The organism is Enterococcus sp. PF1-24, assembly GCF_029893325.1.
In the GTDB taxonomy this organism is placed as follows: domain Bacteria; phylum Bacillota; class Bacilli; order Lactobacillales; family Enterococcaceae; genus HY326.
Map to the genome: position 1 here is coordinate 1 of NZ_JARXWL010000024.1, position 13,269 is coordinate 13,269.

General features: G+C 35.2%; 9 protein-coding genes. 5 read left to right on the top strand and 4 right to left on the bottom strand.

Annotated features, from left to right (window positions below):
* Positions 1 to 249: 249 nt before the first annotated feature.
* From M2139_RS10585 to M2139_RS10600, 4 genes are all read right to left on the bottom strand, one after another.
* Positions 250 to 2,391, bottom strand: coding sequence for a GH92 family glycosyl hydrolase (locus M2139_RS10585; protein WP_280738862.1), 2,142 nt, complete (start codon positions 2,389 to 2,391; stop codon positions 250 to 252).
* Between the two features lie 193 nt (positions 2,392 to 2,584).
* The gene (locus tag M2139_RS10590; protein WP_280738861.1) at positions 2,585 to 3,460 is read right to left on the bottom strand and encodes an ROK family protein; all 876 of its coding nucleotides are present in this window, start codon (positions 3,458 to 3,460) and stop codon (positions 2,585 to 2,587) included.
* Between the two features lie 34 nt (positions 3,461 to 3,494).
* Entirely contained in the window at positions 3,495 to 4,868 is a 1,374-nt protein-coding gene (locus M2139_RS10595; RefSeq protein ID WP_280738860.1) for a glycoside hydrolase family 1 protein, read from the bottom strand.
* A 75-nt stretch (positions 4,869 to 4,943) separates the two neighbouring features.
* Entirely contained in the window at positions 4,944 to 5,984 is a 1,041-nt protein-coding gene (locus M2139_RS10600) for a substrate-binding domain-containing protein (protein WP_280738859.1), read from the bottom strand.
* A 191-nt stretch (positions 5,985 to 6,175) separates the two neighbouring features.
* On the opposite strand from M2139_RS10600, the gene M2139_RS10605 reads away from it, so the two are divergent.
* The 5 genes from M2139_RS10605 to M2139_RS10625 all read left to right on the top strand — a co-directional run bounded on the left by M2139_RS10605 (position 6,176) and on the right by M2139_RS10625 (position 13,235).
* Positions 6,176 to 7,465: a glycoside hydrolase family 125 protein gene (locus tag M2139_RS10605; RefSeq protein WP_280738858.1), complete on the top strand. Its 1,290-nt coding sequence runs from the start codon at positions 6,176 to 6,178 to the stop codon at positions 7,463 to 7,465.
* An 86-nt stretch (positions 7,466 to 7,551) separates the two neighbouring features.
* Positions 7,552 to 10,224 (top strand): alpha-mannosidase, encoded by a 2,673-nt coding sequence (locus M2139_RS10610; RefSeq protein WP_280738857.1) that lies wholly within the window; start codon positions 7,552 to 7,554, stop codon positions 10,222 to 10,224.
* A gap of 17 nt (positions 10,225 to 10,241) precedes the next feature.
* Complete coding sequence (locus M2139_RS10615; RefSeq protein ID WP_280738856.1) at positions 10,242 to 11,105, top strand: ROK family protein; 864 nt, start codon at positions 10,242 to 10,244, stop codon at positions 11,103 to 11,105.
* Between the two features lie 138 nt (positions 11,106 to 11,243).
* Entirely contained in the window at positions 11,244 to 11,438 is a 195-nt protein-coding gene (locus tag M2139_RS10620; RefSeq protein WP_280738855.1) for a hypothetical protein, read from the top strand.
* 84 nt (positions 11,439 to 11,522) lie between these two features.
* Positions 11,523 to 13,235, top strand: coding sequence for a BspA family leucine-rich repeat surface protein (locus tag M2139_RS10625; protein ID WP_280738854.1), 1,713 nt, complete (start codon positions 11,523 to 11,525; stop codon positions 13,233 to 13,235).
* The last annotated feature ends 34 nt before the right edge of the window (positions 13,236 to 13,269 follow it).

Sequence of the window (13,269 nt, forward strand, 5' to 3'; positions counted from 1 at the left end):
GCTATCTAACTCCACAGGAGTTTGAAGACCTGTCAAAAAAGAAATTGGCATAGCCGTCTCTACTAAAATGTGTCCAAGATATTGACTCAAATCCAATCTGATACAGAGTTTTTTTATGAACATATCATATAACGGAGTTATTTATTACGTAGCAAATTTAAATGATATTCAATATGCGTTAAAGGGGCAATTTGAAACTCTTAATAAAAACTCACGACATACAATAACTTTAATGTCGTGAGTTCTTTGCTATTTACTTAATGAAAATGGTAATTCTTCAGCAGTATATTTTTTAGAATTAGGGACAATACCTAATTGATAATTGATTTCGCCGCCATTCATCAAATCTTGATGTTGGAAGAATAAATTGTGATGTGTTTCACCATTGCGTTTGATTTCATGAATAAATTGTTGCTGTGGTTTATTTGGTGTAGATTCAATAGATAAGTCTTTACCATTGGATAATTTAAGCGTGACTTTATCTAGTAAAGGCATACCAATTACATATTCTCCAGAGCCAGGTGTTACTGGATAAAAGCCTAGACAATTGAAAATATACCAGCCAGCCATACTACCGTTGTCCTCGTCGCCGGGATAACCATTGATTGAATCATCAAAAGTTTGTGTTAATAATTGTTTAATTAGTGGTTGCGCCATTTCTGGTTTACCTAAATAACTAAATAAATAAGGATAGTGGAAACTAGGTTGGTTAGAAATAGCTAACTGCCCAAATTCAATTGCCGCCATTTCGCTCATTTCATGAATTTCAGAACCATAACCTTCAACATTAAAGCTAGGTGATTGATTACATAACTCGATTAATTTTTGTTCAAAAATTTCTGAGCTACCATAAGCTTCGATCAAACCTGCAAAATCTTGATAAACAGCAAAACTACTTTGCCAAGCGCTACCTTCAGCATAATCTTTTCCCCAACGAGTAGCTAAGAAACCTTCACGGAAATTACCTTCTGTATCTTTTGCCCGCATAAATCCTGTTTCAGCATCAAAAATATTACGGAAGTTGCCAGCTTGTTTTTGATAATAGTTAACATCGTCAGTTTCACCAAGGGTTTTGGCAACTTGAGAAATACAAAAATCACTGTAAGCATAATCTAAAGTATGATTAACAGATTCATGATATTGACTAGGTACATAACCGTATTTTAAATAATCTGTTGTTCCTTGGCGGCCATAATTTTTATTTTCACTTTGAATAGTCGCACCTTTTTTCATAGCCTCTAAAAATTCAGGCATCAAATCACTGCCAATGCCCTTAACAGCTGCATCAGCGATTACGGCATCAATTAAAGTGCCAGGCATTAAACCACGTTCATCTGGTGATAACCATTTTGGCAAGAAGCCAGTTTCTTTATAACTATTTAAAAAGCCTGCCAACATTTCTTGATATTTTTCTTGGGCGATTAAGGAATATAAAGGATAAACGGTTTTATAAGTATCCCAGAAACCATTGTTGGTATATAAAATACCTGGTCGAACTTGCTGACTATAAGTATCGTAATGAATTTTTTCACCAGCTTGATTTACTTCATAAAAAGTTTGTGGGAATAAAAATGTTCGATATAAATTATGGTAAAAAGTGCTAAGTTGTTGTTTATTTTGATGCTCCACTTGGATTCTATCGAAATAATTTTGCCATTCATTTTGGCTGTTGACTAAGTAGTCAGGAGCAGTTTGCTGAATTTCTCGCTGCAAATTCAGTTCAGCTTGCTCTAAACTAATAAAAGAAGTTCCTAATTGAATCGTTTGTTTAACAACATCACCAAATGAGCAGGGGATAAAGCCATTTTCGCCATGAGCTTTGGTGATTTCTGTTTGTAAAGGCTCAGAAAAATGTAAAGAAAAATAGAATTTTAAATCAGGATCTTCGCAGCCATGATGATTAATCACATAGCCTTTTAGTTGATAAGGTGTCGTGCTTTCAATAAAATATTTTCCAGGTAAATGTAAAAGAAAACTATTTTGTTTTTGTTGATAGTTGATAGTAAAAATACCACCATACATACTTGGTATTAATTGCGAAGTAATTTGATAGCGTTGTTGCGTAATCTGTAAATGAGTGGGTTGAAAAATACTGTCTTCAGGGCGATAAGAACTTTTAACGTGTTCAAAATCATTTTCCACCAAATTGCCACTATAAGGAGTCAAAACGAGCTGACTGAAATCAGCCATCCAAGGACTTGGTTGATGGGTTAAACGATAACCTAAGAAAGTATGATCTTCTGGATGAAACCACCAACGTTCTTCTTCTTTGGTTTGCGGACAAAAATAATTCATGCCAAACGGCACACCTGTATAAGGTAGGCAATTTCCATGAGAAAAACTGTAATGATTAGCAGTGCCATGACGTGTATCAATTTCGTGAATTTTCATAAAATAGGCTCCTTTTAAATAGCGGTAAGAACTTATCGGAAAAATTTAGATAATTAGTTCTGACGGCTAAAATGTAAAATGATATATCATATTTATATTTTACTATAATACGAAATAGAATGATAGCGTTTTTGTCACTGAGTTAATAAAAAAACACAACTATAACGTTATGTTTTTTAGGATATATCAATTTTTATATTTGCGATTTATCTTGAAATACATTCTCAAAATTCAATGCTGCACCAATCAAGTTTGCATCATTGTGGAATTTGCAGGTAGTAATTGTTGGCATAATCGAACCAACTGTTGCTTCATCCAGCATCTTTTGTAAGCGCGTCGCTAGTTCTTCAGCAATATCTTCACGAGCTGAAATGCCACCGCCTAAAACAATCACCTCAGGATCAATCGAAACTTGAATATCATAGAGTGATTCTGTTAGAGCTTGATACATTGTTTCAACTTCTTCAATGGCTAAGGCTTCTCCGGCATCGAAACGTCGGTATAATTCTTTACCATTAATTTCTTCACCGTTTTTTTCGGAATAGTAGCCAGCTGCTTTAACAACCGTGCCATTTAAACTTAAAGTCCGACCATTTTGATTTCTCATTAGGCCAAATTCGCCACCGAAAAGATGACTGCCTTTATAAATTTTACGGTTGATAAAAATAGCACCACCGACACCAGTGCCAATTACCATAAAGACGACATTTTCAGCGTCTTTGGCAGCACCGATTTCTACTTCGCAAATACCAGCGCAATTGGCATCATTTTCAATAGTAACAGGCAATTGCAGAAAATTGGTTAATTCGTCATAAATTGGCCGATGATGAATATAAGGTACCGCGCTAATACCGTCGATTCGGCGTTCTTTTTCATTAACGGCTCCCGGCGCGCTAATCGCCACACCTTGAAGGTTATCGCCAAATAAAGTAGTGATTTTTTTCATTTCTGACTGCATTTCTGCAAAGGTTGCTGGGGTGGCAAATTTGCCGGTCTGTGATAATTGTTGATTTTCCCAAAGACCATATTTTACAGCTGAACCGCCGATATCAAAAGCTGCTAATTTCATTATGAATCCTCCAAATTTTTAATAAAAAACTTCATTAAAATCCATTATTTTGACTTAATTCTTTATACCAAAGACCACTTTTCTTCAAACTGCGAGCAAAATTGTTATCTAAATCTACACGGTAAAAGCCGTAGCGGTTGCGATAACCATTTAGCCATGACCAGCAATCCACAAAGGTCCAAGTATGATAACCAAAACAATTACTGCCTTCGCTAATTCCTTTATGCAGCTGGGCTAAGTGCTCTTGCATAAATTCAATGCGATAATCATCTTGAATCATACCATGTTCATCCATAAAGCGTTCTTCTTCAGCGACGCCCATGCCGTTTTCAGAAACATACCAAGGAATATTGTGATACTCATTTTTAATCATCATAGCGACATCATATAAAGCTTCGGGATAAATTTCCCAACCACGATAAGGATTCATGCGTTTTTCTGGCCAATCATAAGGGGCAAATAAATCTTCCATTGATTCAGCAGGAACTTTTGCATTAGTTGGTGCTTGAACACGCATTGGCTGATAATAGTTCATCCCTAAGAAATCAATAGGATAGTCTTTTATAAGTTGTTTGTCCTCAGCTAAAGTTGTTGGTGTTAAATCATTAGCTTTTATTAAATCAATTAATTTAGCAGGAATTTCTCCTAAAATACAAGGGTCAAGGAAACTCTTAATGGTAAATAAATCAGCATATTCTTTTGCTTGTAAGTCTTCAGAAGAATTGCTACGAGCATAAGCCGGGGTAACATTTAAAATAATTCCGATTTCACCAGCTAACCCAGTTTCACGGAAAGTTTTGACAGCTGAAAAATGAGCCATTAAAGTGTGGTAACCGACTTGCATAGCTCGTTTCATATCAGAAATTGCTGGGTAGTGAAACTCTTGCAGGTAGCCCGCTTCAATGTGAACAAGTGGTTCATTAAAAGTTGTCCATTTATGAATTAAATCACCGAAATTTTCAAAAGCTACTTTGGCATAAAAGGCAAAGGCATCCACAGATTCACGGGTTTCCCAACCACCTTTTTCCATTAACCACCAAGGCATATCAAAATGAAAAAGATTCATGATGGGCTGGATTTGGTGATCTAACAGGGTTTGGAAATAATCGCGATAAAAAGCGACTGCTTCAGGATTAACTGTTTTACCATCAGGTAATAAACGTGTCCAAGCGATTGAAGTCCGGTAAGAATTCATGCCGATTTCAGCCATCCGTTGAACATCTTCACGATAGACTTCGTAGACATTAGAGGTGTCTTCAGGTCCTTGGTTGGCGTTGAATTTTTCTGGGTTTAAAAGGAACCATTGATCCCAAGTGGAAGGGCTTTTACCATTTTTTAAACTATGACCTTCAGTTTGTGGGGCAGAAGCTGCTGAACCCCATAAGAAATTATCTGGAAATTTAAGCATTTTTTTCCTCCATTAGCTTTATTTATCTTCAATAGCTGAAAGTATACAACTATTAAATGAAGTAATTAAAAGATTTTATTTTTCTTTGGTGCTTTTCCGTTGAATCAAATCAACGGGAATTTTAATATCTTCGGGAATTTGATTATTTTCTATCCAATCAATTAATAATTTACCAGCTACTTCACCTAGTTTAGCAAAATTTTGGGCGATTGTCGTTAATGGTGGCTCTACTAAAGAAGCGGCTTGAATATCATCAAAGCCAATAATCGAAAAGTCTTCGGGAATTTGATAATTATGTTCCTTTAACTGCTTCATGGCTTGAATAGCTACCAAATCATTTTCGCAAACAAAAGCCGTCACTTGATGTTTTTCTATATACTCCAGTAGCGTGGCATTTGTCGCTAATTCATCATCTAGTAAAGTATGAAAAGGTAACTTTTCTTGATTTAAAGCGTTGAGATAACCTAAATAACGCTGCCGTACCGATTGTGGATGTTTTTGATTGCCAAAAAGATAAGCGATTTTTTGATGGCCTTCCTCAATTAAGCTGCGAGTTGCTAAAGCACTACCTTCCAAATTGGCAGATAAAACAGTGGGGAAAGAAAGTTCAAATATTTTTTTATCTAACACGACTACTGGAAAGTTTTTTAAAGAAAATTCAAACAGCAAATCTAAATATTGATCGGTATCTAAAGCATAATAAATTAAGCCATCAAATTCATTCATAATTTCAGAAGCCGTTTTTTGACCTAAAAACTCTAAGGTAGTCATCATCATTTCTGTTTGATTCTTTTGCATAACAGGGGAAAGGCCTTCTGCGAAGTTCCCCACCGATAAATCATTGACAAAAGGCAGTAAAAACAGGATACGGGTAGCTTTTTTAGGATTGCGCATTTGTTTGTCAGGGCTTTTTACGAAACTGCCTTTTCCACGAACACGGTAAATTAAGCCAGCTTGTTCTAACTCCGTTAAAGCTCTTTTGGAAGTAATACGGCTGACTTGATAAGTTTCTGATAATTCTTTTTCAGTAGGAAGTTGGCTACCTACCGGGATTTTTCCGGATTGAATGGCTGCTTGTAGGTCAAAAAGAATTTTTTTATATAAAGGTTGTTGCATAAGCTCGCTCCTCAATTAATAGATTAATTAGTGTAAATATCATTCAGTTAGCTATGTATTTTTGTAATGATATATCATATTGCTATTCTAACATAAAAAGTTATAAAAAACTATTTGAAAACGTGGACAAAAAGTCAGCCAAACAGTATAATGTTCATATAAGATATATCAAATTTGTGAGGAGTGATATTTTGAGTTGTAAAGATATACCAAAGTCAGTAGCAACATTTATGGAAATGATTACCGAAAAATGTGGAACTGCCCATCAAGATTGGGCAGAAAACTTTAATGCGGCTTTTGCTAATACCTTATTAACCACGGTTAAACGCCACGAAGATGGCACTACTTTTTTATTAACTGGTGATATTCCGGCGATGTGGTTGCGAGATTCAACAGCGCAAGTGCGACCATATTTAGTAGTAGCAAAAGAAGATCAAGATTTAGCAGCGATGATTAGTGGCTTAGTAAAAAAACAATTTTTCTACATTAATATCGACCCATACGCTAACGCTTTTAATGAATCAGCTAACGGTGCAGGCCACCAAGATGATCATACAGAAATGAACGATTGGATTTGGGAAAGAAAATATGAAATTGATTCTTTATGTTATCCTGTTCAACTTGCTTATTTATTGTATAAAAACACTGGCAATGTTGATCAATTTAACGAAGATTTCGTTAATGGAGTGAAAAAGATTTTGACTGTTTTTGAAACAGAACAAAATCACGCTAATTCAACTTATCGCTTTATTCGCGATACTGACCGTTTAGAAGATACTTTAAATAATGAAGGAAAAGGCGCCAAAGTTGTGCCAACAGGTATGACTTGGTCAGGTTTCCGCCCAAGTGATGATGCTTGTACTTATGGTTATTTAGTGCCATCTAATATGTTTGCTGTCGTAGTTTTAGGTTATTTGGTAGAAATTTTTACTGAAGTTTTAGCAGATTCAGAAATTGTTGCTAAAGCCCAACAGTTAAAAACGGAAATTCAAGCAGGCATTGATCAATATGCGCATACCAATAATCAAGCTGGCGAAGATATTTTTGCTTATGAAGTAGATGGTAAAGGTAACGGTACGATTCAAGATGACAGCAATGTACCGAATTTAATTTCAGCACCTTATTTAGGTTATGGCAACATGGATGATGAATGTTATTTAAGAACCCGTAAAACTTTATTAAGTAAAGAAAATCCTTATTTTTATGAAGGGAAATTTGCCAAAGGAATCGGCTCATCTCACACCCCGGAAAATTATGTGTGGCCAATTGCCATGGCGATGGAAGGCATGACTACTGCTGATAAGGCTGAAAAAGAGCGGATTTTAAATCAATTAGTAGCAACAGATGCAGGGACTCATTTAATGCATGAAGGTTTTGATGTAGATAATCCTAATAACTATACAAGAGAGTGGTTCTCTTGGGCTAACATGATGTTTTGTGAATTAGTGATGGATTATTTTGATATTCAAGTGGCAAAATAGCAACGACTTTAAATTATTCATAGGAGTATTTTTTCCTATGAATAATTTTTTTGAAAATTTATGATTATAAAGGAGAAAATCAGCTAATGAAAAAGAAAGTGTATATTATTTCTCATAGTCATTGGGATCGTGAATGGTATATGGCTTATGAGCAACACCATATGCGTTTAATTGAATTAATCGATGATGTTTTAGAGTTAAGTGAAAATGATTCCGCTTTTAATAGTTTTCATTTGGATGGACAAACGATTATTTTAGACGATTATTTACAAGTTCGCCCAGAAAAAAGAGCTGCTCTACAAAAAGCTATTACTGATGGCAAATTAAAAATTGGGCCTTTTTATATTTTGCAAGATGATTTCTTGATTAGCTCAGAAGCTAACACGCGCAATATGTTAATTGGCAGAGAAGAAAGTCGTAAATGGGGCACGCCAGTTATGTTAGGCTATTTCCCTGATACTTTTGGCAATATGGGGCAAACCCCGCAAATGATGAAATTAGCTGGTTTATCAGCAGCTGTTTTTGGTCGCGGAATTAAACCAATTGGTTTTGATAATCAAGTTTTAGCTACTGAAAATTATACCTCTCAATTTTCTGAAATGTGGTGGCAAGGACCAGATGGGTCAGAAATTCTCGGTTTACTATTTGCTAATTGGTACAACAACGGCAATGAAATTCCAACTGAAAAAGCAGCTGCCCTACAATTTTGGCAACAAAAATTAGCGGATGTAGAAAAATTTGCTTCTACTAATCATTTGTTAATGATGAACGGTGTTGATCATCAGCCGCTACAAAAAGATATTACGGCTACTATTGCTTTAGCTAATGAGCTATTTCCAGAGTATGAATTTATTCATTCTAATTTTGATGAGTATTTAGCGGCTGTGCAAGCCGATGTATCTGAAAATATGGGAACTGTTAATGGAGAAATAACTAGCCAAGAAACAGATGGTTGGTATACATTAGCAAATACCGCATCAGCAAGAGTCTATTTAAAACAATGGAACACCAAAGTTCAACGACAATTGGAAAATATCACGGAGCCACTAGCGAGTATCGCTTATGAAGTTACTGGCAACTATCCTCATGACCAGCTGGATTATGCTTGGAAATTATTGATGCAAAATCACCCTCACGACAGTATTTGTGGTTGCTCTTTAGATGATGTGCATCGAGGCATGATTACTCGTTTTGAAAATGCTAATAAAGTTGGAGAATATTTAGCAGAAGAGGCATTACGACAAATCACAGAGCAGATTGATACAACCGCTTTTCCTGCAAAAAGTTATCCTTTTGTAGTGTTTAATACTAGTGGTAGCAAAAAAACAGCAGAAGCCACTATTACAATTGAACTTGAACGTAAAAATTTTGCAGAAGGGGTACCTCAAGAATTGTTTGCTGAACTGGAAAAACAAACAACACCAGCTTTCCATGTAGAAAATTTACAAGGAGAAATTATTCCCGCAGAAATTTCAGAGGTACAAGTTCGTTTTGACTATGATTTACCAAAAGATCGTTTTAGAATTCCTTATATGACAAGATATCTAACCGTGACATTACCGATTGCTGATATGCAGGCTCTTTCTTGGGAAAGTTTTGCTTTGGTTGGAGGAGCAAGGGCAGTTGAATCACAAACACTGATTGCAGATGGCGGTAAATCAATCGAAAATGAAAAAATTAAAGTAGTTATTGCTGAAAACGGCACATTAACTGTAACGGATAAAACAGTGCACAAGAGTTTTTCTGACCTTTTAAGTTTTGAAGATGTTGGCGATGTTGGCAATGAGTATATTTTCAAACAACCAGAAGGGGACAAAGCTATTTTGTCTGCTACAACGCAAGCTAAGGTGGAAATCGTTAAAGATACGCCGGAAATTGCCCAAGTGAAAATTAGCCATGAGTTGCAAATTCCTGTGGCGGCTGATGATTTATTAACAAGAGAGCAACAAATGGTGATTGATTTCCGTTATCGCAAAGCTGGTCGCAGTCAAAAGACGGCACCTTTAAAAATTGAAACTTTACTGACTGTTAGAAAGAATAGTAATAAAATTGATTTTGAAACAAGCCTGAATAATCAGATGAAAGATCACCGTTTGCGAGTGCTCTTTCCGACAGAATTAACAGTTACAACGCATGAAGCTGATAGCATTTATGAAGTGGTCCGCAGACCTAACCAAGTTTCTGCTAGCTGGGAAAATCCTACCAATCCCCAACATCAACAAGCTTTTGTTAATTTACATGAAGCAGATTATGGCTTAACGGTGGGAAATTACGGCTTAAATGAATATGAAATTGTTAACCAAAATACAATTGCATTGACTTTACTAAGAGCGGTAGGGGAAATGGGAGATTGGGGTTATTTTTCAACACCAGAAGCCCAATGTTTAGGGGAACATACTTTTAATTACAGTCTTGAAATTCATGGAGCCGCAGATTCTCGCTACCAAACTTATCAAGACATGTACGCCAATCAAGTACCGTTTACAACCGGTCAGTTGGCTCTACAAGAAGGGGCGTTGCCAGCTAAAAAAGCTTATTTAACAGTTGAAGCTGATGCTTTTGGCATAACAGCTTTAAAACGGCGGAAAGAGGATAATTTATTAGTTTTACGAGGCTATAATATGGCAGATGAAGTGGTAGAAGTTAATTTAAGCAAAGAAAAAGCAACGCCTGTTTTATTGAACTTATTAGAAGATGAGCTGCCACAAAAATATTCAAAAGAATTAAAACCTTATGAAATTAGAACAATTGGTTTATAAAGAAAGGTGGAATTAAAATGTACGGAGGAATTGAAGCTGGCGGTACTAAATTTGTTTGTGCTGTCGCTGATGAAAAATTACAAATCATTGAAAAAGTTAGTTTCCCAACTGAAGCTCCTGAAAAAACATTGCAACAAGTCATTGATTTCTTTAAAAAATATCCGATTAAAAGTTTGGGAATTGGTTCTTTCGGGCCGATTGGTATTAATCCACAAAACGAAAATTACGGCTATGTTTTAGCAACTCCTAAAAAAGGTTGGACCGATTTTAATTTCTTAGGCACTTTGAAAAAAATCTTTGATATTCCGATGGTTTGGACAACAGATGTTAATGCTGCTGCTTATGGTGAATTAAAAAAAGGTGCGGCGCAAGGAAAAGATAGTTGTATTTATTTAACGGTAGGTACCGGAATTGGAGCCGGTGTAGTGATGAATCAAGAAATTTTTCAAGGAATCGCTCATCCAGAAATGGGGCATATTCGCGTGAAACGGCTACTTGAAGATACTTATGAAGGTACTTGTCCCTATCATAAAGATTGCTTAGAAGGCTTAGCAGCTGGGCCATCGCTTTTTGCTCGTACTAAGATTAAAGGGGAAGACTTAGCTGAAGATCATCCAATTTGGAAGATGCAAGCAAATTACATTGCTCAAGCATTAATGAATTATACCTTAACCTTAGCACCTGAAAAAATTGTGCTTGGCGGCGGAGTGATGAATCAAGATCATCTATTGCATAAAATTCGTCAAGCTTTTATTGAAGAAATGGCGGGATATATGGAAACGCCGGATGTTGATGAGTATATTGTTCGCTGGGGACTACCAAATGAAAGTGGCATTATCGGTAGTTTAATGTTGGCAAAAGATGCTTTAACAAAAAAATAAAATAGAATTAGCTTTCAGAAAATAGCGATAGTTTCTGAAAGCTAATTTTTTTGAAAATTTAAATAGACTACAATTTTTTTGCGTATCTTATTTTAAAGGATGATTTCAAAAGACAATTTGAAGGGAGCGTAATTAAAGATGTGTAAAAAAGTAATAAAGTGGGTATTAGCTGTAGTTTGTTTATTAGGCATGGGATTTTTGATTCCGGAAAGTTCGGCTTTAGCTGTTACTGAGGCAGATAAACCTATTGGTGGAGCATATGGTGAGGAGGGATTTTGGATATTTGATGGAGATACTTTAATTTTGGACGGTGGAACATTAATGGATGGGTAGCAGAGTCCCTGGAATGAGTATATTCCTGAGATTAAAAAAATTATTTTTGACCATTTAGTAAAAGCACCTAAGGAATCTTCAGGGGTGTTTTATAATTATAACGCATTAGAAAGTATTGAAGGTTTGGATTATTTTGATACTAGTGATGCTGAAAATATGAGTGGCATGTTTGAATCTTGTGAAAATTTGACAAACTTAGATTTAAGTACATTTAATACAAGTAATGTTAAAGATATGAGTTACATGTTCTATAACTGTGAAAAGCTAACAAGTCTGGATATAAGTAATTTTGATACCAGTGTTGTTGAAGACATGAGTGGTATGTTTGAATCCTGTATAAACTTAACAAATCTAGATTTAAGTAATTTCGATACTAGTATGGTTAAGGATATGAAAGGTATATTTTATGCTTGTGAAAACTTGGCAAGTTTAGATTTAAGTGAATTCAATACTAGCAACGTTAAAAATATGAGCGTTATGTTTGAGTTATGTACAAATCTAACCAGCTTAAATATAAGCAGCTTTGATACAGTAAATGTTGAAAATATGAGTGATATGTTTAATTCTTGTATAAATCTAACAAACTTAACTCTTAATAACTTCGATACACATAATGTTAAAGATATGAGCTATATGTTCTATGACTGTGAAAAGCTAACAAGTCTGGATATAAGTAATTTTGATACCAGTGCTGTTGAAGATATGAGTGGTATGTTTGAATCCTGTATAAATCTAACAAATTTAGGTTTAAATGGCTTTAAGACAGCAGAGGTTAAAGATATGAAAGGTATGTTTTATTTATGTAAAAGTTTAAAAAGTTTGGATGTAAGTGAGTTTAATACAGATTATGTTGAAAATATGAGTTCTATGTTTGAATCCTGTGAAAAGCTAACAAGCTTAGATTTAAGTAATTTTAATACCAGTAATGTTACTAATATGAATGAAATGCTTTATTGCTGTTCTAACATAAAAAGCCTTAAACTAGGTGATAACACAAAACTACAAACTAATGTAGCTTTACCTGAAATAGTTGATTCAGAATTTTTCACAAATAGATGGCAAAGAGAAGGAGATAATACTGTTTATTATGAATCTACAGATGCTTTTCTTGCCGCTAGTGCTGCAGGCAATTTACCAGCGGGGGAATATGTTAGAGAAACCATCAAGCCCTACCGAATTACTTTTGATTTATTAGGTGGTGCTGGCGAAGCATCGACTCAAAACTTAGCTGTCGACGAAAAAGTAATACAACCAGCTAATCCTAGCAAAGCAGGAATGAGTTTTGTCGGTTGGTCTAAAGATAAAAATGGTACCACAGTTTATAATTTTGATGAAAAAGTAACAGGGTCAATGACTTTATATGCTATTTGGCAAGTTGAAAATAGTGAAGCTAAAATAATGTATCGTTTATATAATAAAAACTCTGGTGAACATTTCTATACAGGGGATCTTTCAGAACGGAATAATTTACTTGCAATTGGCTGGCAAAATGAAGGTATCGGTTGGACAGCACCTATAGCAGGAGATCCAGTTTATCGTTTGTATAATAAGAATAATGGTGATCATCATTATACAACAAGTTTGGCTGAGCAAGATTGGTTAATCAGTCTTGGTTGGAAAGATGAAGGTATAGGTTGGTATTCTTCAAAAGATAAAGAAGTACCACTATATCGCGTTTACAATCCATATGCTTATACTGCCACTCATCACTATACAGTAAATCTTGGTGAACGTAATTCATTAGTTGAAATAGGTTGGCATGGGGAAGCAATTGGTTGGTATGGCGTTAATCAATAACTAGTAGATACTATCAGATAAAAAGATTTTTCTA